General features: G+C 72.3%; 16 protein-coding genes and 1 pseudogene. 9 read left to right on the top strand and 8 right to left on the bottom strand.

Going from position 1 to position 15022, the window contains the following annotated elements; genetic code table 11:
• Together ABTZ17_RS32090 and ABTZ17_RS32085 are read left to right on the top strand one after the other, a co-directional pair.
• Positions 1–83: pseudogene (locus ABTZ17_RS32090) on the top strand (6,7-dimethyl-8-ribityllumazine synthase); the annotation flags it as partial.
• A gap of 19 nt (positions 84–102) precedes the next feature.
• On the top strand, positions 103–1194 hold the full coding sequence (locus tag ABTZ17_RS32085) for a serine hydrolase domain-containing protein (protein WP_352199306.1): 1092 nt from the start codon (positions 103–105) through the stop codon (positions 1192–1194).
• A gap of 27 nt (positions 1195–1221) precedes the next feature.
• Here ABTZ17_RS32085 and ABTZ17_RS32080 read toward each other — a convergent pair whose 3' ends face one another.
• Genes ABTZ17_RS32080 through ABTZ17_RS32070 form a run of 3 tightly spaced genes read right to left on the bottom strand, consistent with a single transcriptional unit; the run spans position 1222 to position 3393 of the window.
• Positions 1222–1557, bottom strand: a complete 336-nt coding sequence (locus ABTZ17_RS32080) for a DUF3817 domain-containing protein (protein ID WP_352199305.1) — start codon at positions 1555–1557, stop codon at positions 1222–1224.
• 42 nt (positions 1558–1599) lie between these two features.
• Entirely contained in the window at positions 1600–2109 is a 510-nt protein-coding gene (locus ABTZ17_RS32075; protein ID WP_352199304.1) for a MarR family winged helix-turn-helix transcriptional regulator, read from the bottom strand.
• Between the two features lie 21 nt (positions 2110–2130).
• Entirely contained in the window at positions 2131–3393 is a 1263-nt protein-coding gene (locus ABTZ17_RS32070) for an MFS transporter (RefSeq protein ID WP_352199303.1), read from the bottom strand.
• 180 nt (positions 3394–3573) lie between these two features.
• Between ABTZ17_RS32070 and ABTZ17_RS32065 the strand changes: the two genes are divergently transcribed.
• Positions 3574–4596 (top strand): ArsR/SmtB family transcription factor, encoded by a 1023-nt coding sequence (locus tag ABTZ17_RS32065; protein WP_352199302.1) that lies wholly within the window; start codon positions 3574–3576, stop codon positions 4594–4596.
• Between the two features lie 67 nt (positions 4597–4663).
• Positions 4664–5698 (top strand): glycoside hydrolase family 6 protein, encoded by a 1035-nt coding sequence (locus tag ABTZ17_RS32060; protein WP_352199301.1) that lies wholly within the window; start codon positions 4664–4666, stop codon positions 5696–5698.
• A 100-nt stretch (positions 5699–5798) separates the two neighbouring features.
• On the opposite strand, the gene glxA is transcribed toward ABTZ17_RS32060, so the two are convergent.
• The 4 genes from glxA to ABTZ17_RS32040 all read right to left on the bottom strand — a co-directional run bounded on the left by glxA (position 5799) and on the right by ABTZ17_RS32040 (position 10670).
• Positions 5799–7814 carry a radical copper oxidase GlxA gene (gene glxA / locus ABTZ17_RS32055; protein ID WP_352199300.1) on the bottom strand — a complete coding sequence of 672 codons (2016 nt, stop codon included), beginning with the start codon at positions 7812–7814 and terminating at the stop codon, positions 5799–5801.
• Positions 7815–7817: 3 nt separating this feature from the next.
• Positions 7818–9599 carry a glycosyltransferase family 2 protein gene (locus tag ABTZ17_RS32050; RefSeq protein ID WP_352199299.1) on the bottom strand — a complete coding sequence of 594 codons (1782 nt, stop codon included), beginning with the start codon at positions 9597–9599 and terminating at the stop codon, positions 7818–7820.
• Between the two features lie 424 nt (positions 9600–10023).
• Positions 10024–10323, bottom strand: coding sequence for an MTH1187 family thiamine-binding protein (locus ABTZ17_RS32045; protein ID WP_352199298.1), 300 nt, complete (start codon positions 10321–10323; stop codon positions 10024–10026).
• The gene (locus ABTZ17_RS32040; protein WP_352199297.1) at positions 10320–10670 is read right to left on the bottom strand and encodes a DUF3817 domain-containing protein; all 351 of its coding nucleotides are present in this window, start codon (positions 10668–10670) and stop codon (positions 10320–10322) included. The genes ABTZ17_RS32045 and ABTZ17_RS32040 overlap by 4 nt, the downstream gene beginning before the upstream one ends.
• 163 nt (positions 10671–10833) lie before the next feature.
• Here ABTZ17_RS32040 and ABTZ17_RS32035 point away from each other — a divergent pair, with 163 nt between their 5' ends.
• The 5 genes from ABTZ17_RS32035 (at position 10834) to ABTZ17_RS36995 (ending at position 13692) form a co-directional block, all read left to right on the top strand.
• Positions 10834–11472 (top strand): AIM24 family protein, encoded by a 639-nt coding sequence (locus ABTZ17_RS32035; RefSeq protein WP_352199296.1) that lies wholly within the window; start codon positions 10834–10836, stop codon positions 11470–11472.
• Complete coding sequence (locus ABTZ17_RS32030; protein WP_352199295.1) at positions 11472–12122, top strand: AIM24 family protein; 651 nt, start codon at positions 11472–11474, stop codon at positions 12120–12122. The genes ABTZ17_RS32035 and ABTZ17_RS32030 overlap by 1 nt, the downstream gene beginning before the upstream one ends.
• Positions 12123–12196: 74 nt before the next feature.
• Positions 12197–12964: an AIM24 family protein gene (locus ABTZ17_RS32025; RefSeq protein ID WP_352199307.1), complete on the top strand. Its 768-nt coding sequence runs from the start codon at positions 12197–12199 to the stop codon at positions 12962–12964.
• 79 nt (positions 12965–13043) lie between these two features.
• Positions 13044–13520, top strand: a complete 477-nt coding sequence (locus ABTZ17_RS32020; protein ID WP_352199294.1) for a MarR family winged helix-turn-helix transcriptional regulator — start codon at positions 13044–13046, stop codon at positions 13518–13520.
• A gap of 97 nt (positions 13521–13617) precedes the next feature.
• The gene (locus ABTZ17_RS36995) at positions 13618–13692 is read left to right on the top strand and encodes a 50S ribosomal protein bL37 (RefSeq protein ID WP_372460710.1); all 75 of its coding nucleotides are present in this window, start codon (positions 13618–13620) and stop codon (positions 13690–13692) included.
• Positions 13693–13970: 278 nt separating this feature from the next.
• On the opposite strand, the gene meaB is transcribed toward ABTZ17_RS36995, so the two are convergent.
• The gene (meaB, locus tag ABTZ17_RS32015) at positions 13971–14930 is read right to left on the bottom strand and encodes a methylmalonyl Co-A mutase-associated GTPase MeaB (RefSeq protein ID WP_352199293.1); all 960 of its coding nucleotides are present in this window, start codon (positions 14928–14930) and stop codon (positions 13971–13973) included.
• Between the last annotated feature and the right edge of the window lie 92 nt (positions 14931–15022).

Below are 15022 nucleotides of genomic sequence, written 5' to 3'. Positions count from 1 at the left end.
ACGAGAAGGTCATGGACGGCCTCGTGGACGGCGCCCTGCGCGCCCTCCACGAGCTCGGCATCGACGAGCCCACCCTGCTCCGCGCCGGAGCTGACTCCGGCCGTGGCGGCACGGCTGGACGCCGCGGTGGAGAAGGCCATGAGGGAGAGCGGGGCCCCGGGGGCGATCGTGGGCGTGTGGACCCCCGACCGCGGTGAGTACGTGCGGGCCTTCGGCGTCGCGGACAAGGCCACCGGGGAGAAGATGGAGACCGGGGTGTACTCCCGGATCGGCAGCGAGACCAAGACCTTCACGGTGACGGCCGTGCTGCAGCTCGTGGACCAGGGGAAGGTGGGCCTGGACGATCCGATCGGCACGTACGTCGACGGGGTCCCGAACGGCGACCGGATCACCGTGCGGCAGCTCGCCGAAATGCGCAGCGGCCTGACCAGCTACACCGAGCAGGCCCCCTTCATCGACGCCCTGCTGGCGAACCCGGAGCGCTCCTTCACCCCGCGGCAGCTCCTGACGTACGCCTTCGACAGTGCCGAGCCGGTGCTCTTCGAGCCGGGGGCGCAGTTCAACTACTCCAACACCAACCTGGTGCTGCTGGGGCTGGTGATCGAGAAGGCGACCGGGCGGCCGGCGAACGAGGTCATCGAGGAGGACGTCGTCGCGAAGGCCGGACTGACCCGGACCTCCTTCCCCCTGGACAGCGCCTTCCCGTCCCCGCACGCGCAGGGCTACACGAACCAGACCGCGTCCGGGAAGACGGAGGTCGCCACCGACTGGAACCCCTCCTGGGCCTGGACGGCCGGGGCGATGATCTCCACCCTGGACGACCTGCGGAAGTGGGCGCCGGTGCTCGCGAACGGCACCCTGCTGACCCCGGCCACGCAGGCGGAGCGGCTGAAGACCCATCCGATGCCGGTCTCCGGGCAGGCGGGCTACGGCCTCGGGATCTTCGACGTCAACGGGTGGATCGGCCACAACGGCTCGCTGCCCGGGTACCAGTCGCTGACCCTGCACCTGAAGGACCCGGAGACCACGTTGGTGGTGCTGCTCAACACCGACGTCCAGAAGGGGATCCACGAGCCGACGACCTACTTCGGGCGGGCGGTCACCGAGATCGTGAGCCCGGGGCACGTGTACTGGCTGGCGCCGGCGGCCCGGACGTCGAACGCCCCCGCCACCCCCTCGCCGTCGGGCGGCTGAGGGGACGGCGGGGGCGTCCGCGGCAGGTCAGACCTTGAGGGGGGCGGGTCCGCCCGCCCCTTCCAGGAGGGGCTCCACCTCGGCGCGGACCTTCTTCTCCACGAAGAAGGCGGCCAGCGGGATGGTGCCGGAGACCATCACCCAGATCATCTTGCCGAAGGACCAGCGGGCCTTGGAGCTGAGGTCGAAGGCGAAGACCAGGTAGATCATGAAGAGCACGCCGTGGAGCTGCGAGACCACGAAGGTGACGTCGGCCCCCTTGTCGAAGCCGTACTTGAAGATCATGCAGGTGCTCAGCACCAGCAGCATGATCGCGGTGGCGAAGGCCATCACCCGGTACCTGGTCAGCACGCTCTTCTTCATGCGAAGAGGGTAGCCGCCCGTTTTGCGCGATCTTGACCCGGGCTACCGCTCCTCGAAGTCCCCGGCGGCGACCCGGAGCGGCCGGAGCAGGGCGAAGATCTCCGCGCACTCCTCGGTGTCGTAGGCGCCGAGGCCGAAGTCCATCGCCATGAGGTCCTTGGTGGCGGCCTCGACCACCTCGCGGCCCTTCTCGGTGATCGTCGCGAGGGTGCCCCGGCCGTCGTTGGGGTTGGGGCGCTTGGCCACCAGTCCGGACTTCACCAGCCGGTCCACGGTGTTGGTCACCGAGGTCGGGTGCACCATCAACCGCTCGCCGATCTTCGACATCGGCAGCTCCCCCGCCTGCGAGAAGGTCAGCAGGACCAGGGCCTCGTAGCGGGCGAAGGTGAGCCCGTACGGCTTCACCACCGCGTCCACCTCGCCGAGCAGGATCTGGTGCGCCCGCATGACCGAGGTGATCGCCGCCATCGAGGGCACGGGACCCCACCGGCGCTGCCACAGCTCCTCGGCACGGGCGATGGGGTCGAAGGCGAGACTCAACGGCTTGGGCACCCCGCAGACCTTACCGCCCGGTCATATCCCGGTCAGCTCCGTCTCGCTCTTCGGTCCCGCACTCCGGGAGGTCCGGCGGGGGTCCGTGGCCCGCAGCCGCACCAGCAGGAGCAGCACGCACCCGGTGCCCAGCACCCCGGCCCCGGTCACCACGTGGTGGACGGGCCACAGCTCGGCGGCCAGTCCGGCCAGCGCCATGCCGGCGCCCTGGAGGGTCATCAGGCCGGTGCCGAGCAGGGTCATGGCCCGGCCGCGCAGCTCCTCGGGGACGGCGGCCACGTACTCCTGATCGAGCCCGATCGTGTAGGCGTGCGCCAGCCCGGTGACGACCAGGAGCACGGCGAGCGGGGCCACGGAGGGCCGGAACGCGTAGCCGAGCAGCGGCAGCAGGCTGACGGCGGCGAGCGGCACGGTGAGCCGGGCCCGGGTGCGGGGCCCGAGCGCGGAACCGGCCCACAGTTCGCCGGCGATGGTGCCCGCGGGCAGGGCCGCCATCAGCAGGCCCAGGGCGACGGTGCCCGCGCCGACGGACTCGGTGTAGGGGGTCATGAGCACCTCGGGGACCACGAGGAACACCGGGGGCAGCCAGAACAGCAGGGTCAGCACCCGGATCCGGGGATCGCCGAGCACCGCGCGCAGCCCGGCGAGCGGGGAGCCCGCGCCGGGACCGCCGGCGGACCGGGCCGGGCGGTCGACGGTGCCGAAGCGGAGCAGCAGGGCGGAACCGAGGAAGGTCGCCGCGGTCACGGCGAGGGCGCCGCGCGCGGGGACCGCCACCAGCAGCAGGCCGCCCAGCCCGAACCCGGCGAGCTGCGCGGTCTGGGCCACGATGCGGAGCAGGGAGCGGCCCAGCACGTAGGTCTCGCCCTCGCCGAGGATGTCGGCGAGGGAGGCGGCGCGGGTGCCCTGGAAGAGGGGCCCGACGAAGGCCATCGCGCAGCGCAGGGCGAGGAGCACGGCGACGGGGGTGCCGGGCAGCACCATCAGGGCGGCGCAGGCGGCGCAGAGCAGGTCGCACAGGACGAGGACCCGGCGGGCCGGGAGCCGGTCGGCGAGCGCGGCGAGCAGGGTGCCCCCGACGAGGTGGGGCAGGAACCCGAGGGCGAAGGTGAGGGCGCTGAGGAAGGGCGATCCGGTGAGCCGGTAGACGAGCACGGTGAGGGCGATCTCCGCCACGACGAGCCCCAGCACGGAGGCCAGGTGCGCGGCGAAGACGGGCCGGAACTCCCGGACGCGGAGCGTGGAGAGGTACCCGGCGGAGCGGGGCGGGGCGGTCGGGGACATGGGCCGAGCCTGGGGGCGGGGCCCGCCGGAGGGGATAGATTCGGCCCTGCCCGAATCGGGGGCGCCGCAGGGCGGTCGACCCGGCCCACCCCGACCGATCCGTCTCCGTCTCTCTCGTCTCCGCCTCCGTCTCCGTCTCCGTCTCCGTCTCCGTCTCCGTCTCCGTCTCCGGGAGGTGTCGTGGTCTTCCGCCTGCGCTTCGGCGAGGCCGATCTGCTGCGCTGCCGGTTCGCGATCTCCCCGCGCTGGGAGACCCAGGAGGCGGTGCGCACCCTGCGGCGTCCGGAGCGGCTGGGGTACCACCGGCCCTGGCTGCGGCGGATCCGGGAGGCCGCGGAGGGGCTGGACCTGCGTCCGCTGTGGCTGCTGATGCCGCAGCGCGGGCACACCCCGGACTTCCTGTGTCCGCCCCCGGGGTCCGCGGCTGGCTCCTTCGCGGAGGAGATGGCACGGGTGCGCGCCGCGTGCGCGGATCCCTCGGCGGTCCGGGCGGATCTGGAGCGGTCCCTGCGGTGCACGCCGGGGGCGGCGGAGAGCGCCGCGGGCCGGGCGATGCTGGCGGATCCGCTGCGGGCGGCGGATGAGCTGGCGGACCTGACCGAACGGGCCTGGCGGGCCCTGGTGGAGCCGCACTGGCCGCGGTTGCGGGCCCTGCTGGAGGCGGACGTGGCCTTCCACACCCGGAGGTTGGCGGCGGAGGGCCTGGCCGGGCTGTTCGCGGGGCTGCACCCGGACCTGTCCTGGGACGAGGCCACGGCCACCCTGACGCTGCACCGGCCGGGTCGGCACGACCGGGAGCCGGGCGGGCAGGGGCTGGTCCTGCTGCCCAGCGCCTTCGTGTGGCCGGAGGTGGCGGGCGGGTTCGATCCGCCCTGGCAGCCCACGGTGGCCTACCCGGCCCGTGGGGTGGGCGCGCTGTGGAGCGAGGTCCGCGATCCGGCGCCGCGGGCGCTGGCCCGGCTGCTGGGTCGGACCCGGGCGGACGTGCTGTGCGCCCTGGACGAGCCGGCGGCCACGGGGGAACTGGCGCTGCGGCTGGGCCTGGCGGCCTCCTCGGTCTCGGAGCACCTGAAGGCGCTGGAGGGGGCGGGGCTGCTGACGACGCACCGGCAGGGGCGTCGGGTGCGGTACGAGCGGACCCCGTTGGGCATCGCCCTGGCGGCGGCGGGGGGCCCGGCATCAGAGGGACCCCGGGTGTCGTAGAGCGGGGCGGTATGCACCGATATGCCACGATGGCCCGGTCCCAGCCAGCCGTCCCGAGGGGTCCCGGATGTCCGGCCACCGAAGTCATCGGCACCGACCCGTCGTCCTCGGCCTCGCGCTGCTGCTCCTGGCCACGGGCTGTTCCGGGTCCGGGGACGCGGAGCGGGCCGAGCCGCCCGCCTCCCCGGCCGCGGCCTCCTCCGTCGCGGCCTCCGCCCCGCCCGCCTCCCCGTTCTGGGTGGACCCGCACTCGGACGCGGCCCGGCAGGTGGCGCAGTGGGAGGCGCAGGGCCGCAACAGCGACGCGCAGGTGCTGCGCCGGATCTCGGAACGGCCGATGGCCCTGTGGGGGCCGGGGGACGATCCGGGGCCGGAGATCCGCCGGGCCGTCACGGCCTCGAAGGCGGCGGGCAAGACGGTGGTGCTGACCGCCTACAACATCCCCTTCCGCGACTGCGGACAGCACTCGGCGGGCGGGGCCCCGGACGCGGCCGCGTACCGGCGCTGGATCGGCGCCTTCGCCGACAACATCGGCGACGCCCGCGCGATCGTGATCCTGGAGCCGGACGCCGTCCCGCACATCATCGACGGCTGCACCCAGGCCGACCACCACGGCGAGCGCTACCGGCTGCTGTCGGAGGCGGTGGACCGGCTGAAGCGGCAGCCGAACACGCGGGTGTACATCGACGCGGGGAACCCGGCCTGGATCCCGAACGCCTCGGACCTCGCGGAACCGCTGTTCAGGGCCGGGCTGGAGCGGGCGGACGGCTTCTCGCTGAACGTCTCCAACTTCCAGCCCGACTCGGCGGGGCGGGCCTACGGGGCGAAGCTGTCGAAGGCGACCGGCGGCAAGCACTTCGTGATCGACACCAGCCGGAACGGGGACGGCCCGCTGCCCGGGGACCGGGGCCAGACCTGGTGCAACCCGCCGGGCCGGGCCCTGGGGGCGCCGCCCACCGACCGCACCGGGGACGCCCTCGTGGACGCCTACCTGTGGATCAAGCGGCCCGGCGAATCGGACGGCCAGTGCCGGGGCGGCCCCTCGGCGGGCACCTGGTGGCCCGACTACGCCCTCGGCCTGGCCCGCCGCGCCCGCGACTGACCGCCGCCCGCGCGCCCGCCCACCGGCGCGCACCCAGGACGCGCCCCGGCCCCCGGAGACCTGAACTCCGAGGGCCGGGGCGTCCTGCCGCGGGGCCGGACTACAGTCCGGGCCGCAGTCGGGCCTTGTTGCGGTTGTCCGTGTCCGAGCCGGCCGGCTTGGCCTTGACCTGGATCCACTTGGCCTCGGACGGGGTGCCGTCGGCGTCGGTGACGAAGAGCATGTACCAGCCGGGCGGGACCAGGGAGGGGTCGGCGGGCACGTCCACGGTCACCGAGTCGGTGCCCTTGCTGACGCCCAGTTCGATGGAGCGCTGCTCCACGTCGGTGGTGTGGGTGACGGCGCTGGGGCGCATCAGGCGGGCCCGTTCGATCCGGTCGGGCCGGTCCGTCCTGAAGGTGGCCCGGCCGTTCTGGTCCACCTCCTGGGGGCCGGCGCCGAGCCGGGGCCGCAGCTGCGGGTCCCGGTGCAGGTAGGGCGGGGTGTAGACCTCCAGGCGGGTGTCGAACTTGCCGAGCTTGGTGTTGTCCTTGTCGGCGAAGAGGGGGTCGGAGCCGAAGGTGGCCACCCGTCCGTCGGGCAGCAGCAGGGCCTCGGAGTGGTAGTTGCGGCCGACGGAGGGGGCCGCCGCGGCCAGGAAGCTGTTGGTCTTGGGCCAGTAGAACTGGGCCTTGTGGATGTCGGTGGCGCCCCGCCCGCGGTAGTCGGAGGCGCCGCCGGTGGTGAAGACGGAGTCGTCCGGCAGGATCACCGAGCTGAGGTAGCGGGTGCCCTGGGGCAGCCGGGGGCCGTCCTTGAAGACGGGTTCGGCGGCCTTGAGGTCGATGATCGAGGTGCGGGCGGTGGCCTTGCGGGATTCGCCGACGCCGCCGCCGCCGAGGACCATCAGGCGCTGGTCCTGGGCGGGGGGCAGCAGCAGCGAGGAGGAGGTCTCCAGCTGGTCGGGGTCGGTGAGCCCGTCGAGCTTCGTGAACTTGTTGGTCTTGATATCCCACAGGCCGGGTTCGCGCCCCTTCTCGGCGGGCCCGTAGCCGGCGTTGGAGCCGGTGTAGAGGAGCTTGCCGCCCTTGGTGAGGAAGAGCGCGGGGTAGGTGGGGAAATAGCGGAAGGGTCCCTTGGTCCACTTCTTGGTGCGGGGGTCGTAGATCTCGTTGTCCCCGGGCACCACGTCGCCGACGTCGTTGAGGCCGGAGACGGCGAGCACCCGCCCGTCCTGGAGGGTGACCAGGGTGGGGTACCAGCGGGCGTCGGCCATGGGGTCGACGGGGATGTACTTCTCCGCCCGGGGGTCGAACTCGTAGGCGGCCTTGATCCCCTGGAAGTCCTGCTTGTCCACGCTGATGCGTTCGGCGAGGCCGTACACGTCGTCGGCGTCCTTGCCGGTGAGGCCGACCACCTCGTACTGGGCGGCCTGCGTGGTGAGGCCCCCGGGGCCGTCCACCGCGGCCTCGACGAACACCCGGGCCTCGGCCGCCTTGACGGTGGTCTTCCAGGGCAGCATGCGGCCGCTCTTGGAGTAGCCGATGTCGAACTCGCGCTTGGCCTTGGGCACGGTGACGTCGAAGCGGGCGACGTACTCCACCCCCGAGGGGGAGCGGAAGACGGTGCCCTTCTTGAGGTGGACGGGCTTGTCGGGGTTCTCGTTCTTGACGCGCATGCCGCCGCCGGCCCGGGTGACCTTGCCGTCGAGGACCTCGTAGCGGGCGGTGCCGCCCGCCACCAGGAGGCGGCCGTCGGGGAGCTGGGAGTGGCCGGCGCAGAAGAAGTCCTCGGGCGTGGGGATCTTCTTGAAGGTGTCGTTCGACGGGTCCCAGAGGATGGTGTCGAAGGTGCCCTTGTCGAAGTTCTTCTGGTTGTTGCCGGAGCCGGCGATCAGCAGCACCTTGCCGGTGTGCAGGAGGGCCGCGTGCATGGCGTTGACCCGGAACTCCCGCGGCATGCCGACCATGGACCAGGAGCCGTACTGGATCTTGTAGCTGCCCTGGCCGATCTTGTACGAGTGGTAGCGGTCCTCCGCGAAGGAGAGGGCGGCGGGGGCGTTGAGTCCGACGAGGACCACCACGGCGCCCGCCCCGAGGGCGGTCTTCTTGAGTTTCTTCGAGGGCCGGTAGGCCATGGCTCAGTTCCCTCCGGTCGTCGTGGCGAACGCGGGCTCCGGCTCGTCCCCGGTGCCGCCCGAGGCGAGGGCCGGGGCGGGGGTGGCGGTGATGCCGGCGCGGGCCCGGCCGCGGCGTTCCCGCCAGAGTCCGGCGGCCCAGACCGCCACCGGTGCGAGCGCGATCACCAGGGCGAGGACGGCCCAGGTCCGCATGGCGGCGTGGGTGTGGTCGTAGCGGACCGAGGCGAACAGGGACACCACCAGCACCGCCACCCAGAACAGGTGGATGCGGAAGGTGGAGAGCCGGTCCGGGCTGGCCCCGTCCCCCTTGGGGGTGACCACGAAGGAGCCGCGGGTCCGCAGGACGGCGGAGCCCAGGGAGCGGAGGTAGACCGGGGCGCAGACCGCGGACATCGCCATGCCGGCCAGGCCGCCGGAGCCCTCGGGCTCGTGCGGGGAGACGTTGTGGCGCCGGTTCCAGAGGTAGAGGCCGATCTGGAGGGCGGCCGCGTCGCTGTAGAGCATCAGCCAGATCGAGGGCGAGACCTGGGTGCCGGAGGCGCCGAGCCAGAGGAACAGCACGCAGCTGAGGATGCCCAGGAGCCAGTTGACGGCGGTCATCGGGTAGTAGACCAGCATCAGCGTGTAGTTGAGCCAGCGCCCCGGGGGCATCCGGAAGAGGCTCTTCCAGTACTGCTTGATGAGGGTCTCGTACGTCCCGCGGGACCAGCGCAGCTGCTGGGTGAAGAAGTCCGTCCAGGAGGACGGCCCCTCCCCCACCGCGAGCACGTCCGGGGTGTAGACCGAGCGCCAGAAGCGGCCGGTGCCGGGGTTGCGGCGGCGGTGCAGCTCGAAACCGGTGGCCATGTCCTCCGTGATGGAGTCGTACAGGCCGCCCACGGCCTTGAGGGCGCTGATCCTGACGGCGTTGTTGGTGCCGACGAACATGGGGGCGCCGTACCGGTTGCCCGCGCGCTGGATCAGGGCGTGGAAGAGGTACTGCTGGGATTCGGCGGCCTTGGTGACGGACTCGGTGTAGTTGCCGTACACCTGCGGGCCGACGACGAAGGCGACGTCCGGGTCGCGGAAGTAGCCGAGCATCCGCTCCAGGTATTCCGGCAGCGGCACGTGGTCGGTGTCCACGGAGGCGAAGTACTCGTAGTCGTCGCCGTGCATGGCCAGCCAGGCGTTGTAGTTGCCGTGCTTGGTCTTCGCGCGGTGCGGGCCCTTGTCGCGGTTCCACTCGGGGACGCCCTTGCGCGTGAAGTGGCGGACGCCGAGTTCGGCGCAGAGGGCGCGGGCGAGGGGGTCGTCCCCCTCGTCGAGGAGCCAGACGTCGAGCTCCCCGTCGTGCCGGATCCGCAGGGCCCCCTCCAGGGTGGCGCGGACCATGCCGAGGGGTTCCTTGCCGGGGACGTAGGTGGTCAGGAAGGCCACCTTGGTGCCGGGCTCGGGGGTCACCGGGATCGGGTCCCGGGCGACCATCGTGGCGTGCGCGATGGAGGCCACGTTGACCAGCATGAAGAACATGATCAGGGCGATCGACACCAGCATCACGGTGTCGAAGCGGACCAACCAGGCGTCCCCGCCCTCGCGGACCGTCCAGTGCGTGGGCCACACCAGGTAGAGCAGCAGTCCCGCGGCGGCCACCGGTGCGAGCGCCATCAGGGCGACGGCTCGTATTCGGTGCGGCTCCTTCGACAGCAGGGAGCGGTACTGCACCCGGTACCCGGTTGCCTCCGGCTCCCTGAGCGGGCCGGCGAGACGGCTGTGGGTCTCGTAGTCGTAGCCTTCCGGCCGCACGGTCCCTCCAGAGCTCGAACCCGATAGTTGATACCCCCACAAAAGTGGACAAATTAGGGCGTGTCGATCCGGGATCGGCCGAGCGAGGGATCCCCGGCGACCGGGCCCCGCACCCGCCGTCCGGGGGACGCGGCCGACGGCGGAGCCGGTACGGGGGCGGCGGAGGGCACCGCGGGGAGGGGCCGGGCGGGGGCGCGCCGGCCGCCGCGGGCGGGGAACCGGGGGCACCGCGGGCCGGCGCGGGAACCGGCTAGCGCAGTCCGGCCCGACGGGCAATCAGTGCCGGCCCGGCGGACCGGCGGAGGCGGGGCGAGGGCCCGGGGGAACGCATGCGGCCGCCGCCCCCGAGGGGGACGACGGCCGCACGGTACGGACGGTTCGCGCCGGAACGGGGCGCGGTACGAAGACGCGAGGGGCGAGGGGCTCAGCCCTCGGCGAGGTGGCGCTCCACGGTGGCCGGCTTGGAGGTGAGGCCGTCGGTGACGCCGGGGCGGATGTCCACCTTCATGACCACGGAGACCCGCGGGGCACGCGCCTCCACGGCGGCCACGGCCCGCTTGACCACGTCCATCACCTGGTCCCAGTCCTCCCCCTCCACGGAGGTGAACATGGCGTCGGTGCGGTGCGGCAGCCCGGACTCGCGGACCACGCGGACGGCGTCGGCCACGTACGCGCCGACCTCCTCGCCCACCCCGAGCGGGGTCACGGAGAACGCGACGATCACGCCACGGCCCCTTCCTTGGCGGTACCGCCGGCGGCGGCCACGCTCGCGGCCTCGTCCCGCTTCAGGATCTTGTCGCCGTACAGCCCGCCGAAGGGGATCACCGCGAGGAAGAAGAACAGGGCGACCTTCTTGAAGGGCCACTTCGCCTTGTTCCACACGTCGAGCAGGAAGACCGCGTAGATCACGAAGAGCAGGCCGTGCAGGGCGCCCAGCGGCGGCATCAGGTAGTCGATGTCGGAGATCCGGCTGAGCAGCGAACCGAAGATCAGCAGCGCCGGGAAGGACAGCGCCTCCGGGATCGAGATCAGGCGCAGTCGGTGCAGGGCGGAAGCGGTCTTGATGTCCACGGGGAACCTTCGGGCCGGGGGCTGGTGCGTGGCTCCATTGTCCCCGCCGGTTTACCCGATCTTGACCCGGGGGTCCGGTTCGACGGGACGGGGCGGACCAGGGGGGCGGATATCGGTCACAGAGCCCTGTTCGGGGGCGCCGGGGCCCACTAACGTCTCCTCCGTGGCTCAGTTCCGACTCCAAGGCAGCAAAGTGCTCGCCGTCGACCTGACCGGCGACGCCGTGAAAGCGAAGAACGGCTCGATGGTCGCGTACGACGGGCAGATGTCCTTCAAGAAGATGTCCGGCGGCGGTGAGGGCATCCGCGGCATGGTGACGCGGCGCCTCACCGGCGAACAGATGACGGTCATGGAGGTGCAGGGGCACGGCACCTGCTTCTTCGCCGACCGCGCGAGCGAGATCAACCTCGTCAACCTCAACGGCGAGAAGCTCTACGTCGAGTCCAGCAACCTGCTGTGCACCGACGCCGGGCTGCGCACCGGCACCACCTTCACCGGCCTGCGGGGCGGAGCGACCGGCAACGGCCTCTTCACCACCACCGTCGAGGGCAGCGGCCAGGCCGCGATCATGTCCGACGGGCCGGCCGTGGTGCTGCGGGTCAGCGCCCAGTACCCGCTCTCGGTGGACCCGGGCGCGTACATCGCGCACACCGGCAACCTCCAGCAGCACTTCCAGTCCGGGGTGAACTTCCGCACCCTGATCGGCGAGGGCTCCGGCGAGTCCTTCCAGATCCGCTTCGAGGGCGAGGGCCTGGTCTACGTGCAGCCCAGCGAGCGCAACACGATCGGCGGTGACGTCTGATGCCGTTCCGCGAGATCAACTCCAAGATGATCGAGGCGCAGCTGGTGCCGGGGCAGAAGGTGTACAGCCAGCGGGGGGCCATGATCGCCTACCGCGGGCAGGTCTCCTTCACCCCGGACCTCACGGGCGGCCAGGGCGGGGTCATGGGCATGATCGGGCGCCGGGTGGCGAACGAGCAGACCCCGCTGATGACCGTCGAGGGCCAGGGCACCGTGATGTTCGGCCACGGCGGCCACCACATCCAGGTGATCGCCCTCCAGGGCGACACCCTGTACGTGGAGGCGGACCGCCTCCTCGCCTTCGACGGCTCCCTCCAGCAGGGCACCATGTTCATGGGCTCGCAGGGCGGGGTCATGGGCATGGTGCGCGGCCAGGTGACCGGGCAGGGCCTGTTCACCACCACCCTCAAGGGCCACGGCGCGGTCGCCGTGATGGCCCACGGCGGGGTCATCGAACTCCCCATCACCCCCAACCGGCCGGTCCACGTGGACCCGCAGGCGTACGTGGCCCACCACGGCGACGTACGGAACAAGCTCTCCACCGCGCTCGGCTGGCGGGACATGGTGGGGCGCGGCTCGGGCGAGGCGTTCCAGCTGGAGCTGTCCGGGCACGGAGCCGTGTACGTCCAGGCCTCGGAGGAGAAGCTGTGAACTACGGACCCGCACCCTCCTACGGTCCCGGGCCCGGTTTCGGCGGTCCGGGCGGCCCCGGCGGTCCGACCGTCCTGGACCCGTACTCGCTGCCCTCGGACGACAACGTCAACCCGTACACCTTCTGCGTGGAGCTCAAGGGCTCCCAGTGGTTCCTGCAGAAGGGCAAGATGATCGCCTACTACGGGCGCATCGAGTTCAACGGGATCGGCCACGGCCGCTTCGAGCGGCTGCTGCGGACCAGCTTCCACTCCCCCCTGCACGCCGCGGACTGGGTGGTGGCCGAGGGCCAGGGCAAGATGCTGCTGGCCGACCGCGCCTTCGACGTGAACTCGTACGACCTGGACGAGGGCAACCTGACCATCCGGTCCGGGAACCTCCTCGCCTACGAGCCCACCCTGGCGCTCAAGCAGTCGATCGTGCCGGGATTCCTGACGCTGATCGGAACCGGCAAGTTCGTGGCGGCGTCCAACGGACCGGTGGTGTTCATGGAGCCGCCGCTGCGGGTGGACCCGCAGGCACTGGTGGGCTGGGCGGACTGCCCCTCGCCGTGCCACCACTACGACCACGGGTACATGCAGGGGGTCATGGGCGGGCTGCGCCAGCTGACGGGCATCGGGGGCACCTCGGGCGAGGAGCACCAGTTCGAGTTCGTCGGCGCCGGCACGGTGCTGCTCCAGTCCTCCGAGGTGCTCATGGCCGAGCAGCCGGTGGGCGCGGTCCACGCGGGTGCGGGGGTGCCCGGACCGGGGCACGCCCCGCACGGGCAGCCGGCCGGCCAGCAGGGCATCCCGCGGATGCCCGGGCAGCTGGGCGACCTCCAGCGCCGCTTCGGCCTGTGACCGCTCCCCTCCGGGGGGCGGCGGGGGCCGGACCGTTCAGTTTTGTACGAAATTCAACATCTTAGGGTAGAGTTCTCATATGGAGACCGAGACGGCCACGCGTTGGCTCGACGATGCGGAGCAGTGCGCCTGGCGCACCTACCTGGACGTCCAGCGGCTGCTGACGTACCAGATGGAGAAGGACCTCCAGCCGTTCGGCCTGACGTTCAACGACTACGAGATCCTCGTGAACCTCTCCGAGTCCGAGGGGCACCGGATGCGGATGAGCGACCTCGCGACCTCCACCCTCCAGTCGAAGAGCCGACTGTCCCACCAGATCACCCGGATGGAGTCGGCGGGGCTGGTGACCCGCGTGAACTGCGAGTCCGACCGGCGCGGGCTGTACGCGGTCCTCACCGACCAGGGCATGGAGACCATGCGGAAGGTGGCCCCGTTCCACGTGGCCTCCGTCCGCAAGTACTTCATCGACATGCTGAGCCCCGAGGCCCTCACCTCGATGCACGCCTCGCTCAAGCCGGTGGCGGAGCAGCTGCGCAGCAGCCGCGGCAAGATCTGAGCGGATGCGCGCGGTCGCGCGCGACGAGGCGTGATCGGGGCGGCGAACCTAGACTGGCGTACGCCCCGAATGTCCCCGGATGAGGGAGATGTACGCCATGTCGAAGCGCGGCAACAAGCGACGGGCCCGCAAGAAGAAGGGCGCGAACCACGGGAAGCGCCCCAACACCTAGGCCACCCGGAGGGGCGGAGCCGAACCCGGCTCCGCCCCTCCGGCACACCCGGCCGAAGACGCCCCGCCAGGGGCGCGGGGAACTGCGCGAACAGCCCACCCCGGCCCGCAGCCGAACGCCACGGAACCACCCAGGCCCCACCCGAGGACCCGCGGCCAAGCCGCACGGGAACCCACCCAGGGGCGCGGGGAACTGCGCGAACAGCCCACGACAACGGGCAGCCGAACGCCACGGGCAACCCACCCGGGCCCCACCCCGGCCCCCACGGGAACCTTGGGCTACGACCCGGTCAGCTGCGAGAGCAGCTCGTCCGCCGCCGCGTACGGGTCCGTCGCCCCCGCCACGACCCGCTCCGCCAGCGCTCCCAGCCTCGTGTCCCCGCCGAGCCCGCCGATCCGCGACCGCAGCGCGGTCACCGCGATGGTCTCGATCTCGTGGGCGGCCCGGGCGGCCCGCCGGGCGGCGAGCACTCCGTGCTCCTCCATCCACGCCCGGTGCTTCTCCAGCGCCTCGACCACCTCGTCGATGCCCTGGGCGCGGGCCGCGACCGTCTTCACGATCGGGGGCCGCCAGTCCGCGGGCCCGCGGGCCTCGCCCAGCCCCAGCATGTGGTTCAGCTCGCGGGCCGTGGCGTCCGCCCCGTCCCGGTCGGCCTTGTTCACCACGTACACGTCGCCGATCTCCAGGATCCCGGCCTTGGCGGCCTGGATGCCGTCCCCCATGCCGGGGGCCAGCAGCACCACCGAGGTGTCGGCCTGCGAGGCGATCTCCACCTCGGACTGGCCCACGCCGACGGTCTCCACCAGGATCACGTCGCAGCCGGCCCCGTCCAGCACCCGGATGGCCTGCGGGGCGGCCCAGGCCAGGCCGCCCAGGTGACCGCGGGTGGCCATGGAGCGGATGTACACCCCGGGGTCCGAGGAGTGCTCCGACATTCGCACCCGGTCCCCGAGCAGCGCCCCGCCCGAGAACGGCGAGGACGGGTCCACCGCGAGCACACCGACCCGCTTCCCGGCCTTGCGGTAGGCCGTGACCAGCGCCGAGGTGGAGGTGGACTTGCCGACGCCGGGGGAACCGGTCAGCCCCACCACGTAGGCGTTCCCGGCCAGCGGGGCCAGGGCGGCCATCACCTCGCGCAGCTGCGGGGAGGCCCCCTCCACCAGTGAGATCAGCCGGGCCACCGCCCTGGGCCGGCCTTCGCGGGCCTGGGCCACCAGCTGGGGGACGTCCACCGTCATGCCTGTCTGCTCCTCGGTCGTACGGGTCGTACGGTCGCACGGGACGAACGGTCTTCCGGCGGCCCCGCCGCGCGCCCCCCCCCCCCCCCCCC

The sequence above is a fragment of the Streptomyces sp. NPDC097619 genome (genome assembly GCF_040302735.1).
Classification (GTDB): domain Bacteria; phylum Actinomycetota; class Actinomycetes; order Streptomycetales; family Streptomycetaceae; genus Streptomyces.
The sequence above is the reverse complement of the archived record's forward strand: the minus strand, read 5'-3'. Positions and strand labels throughout refer to the sequence as shown.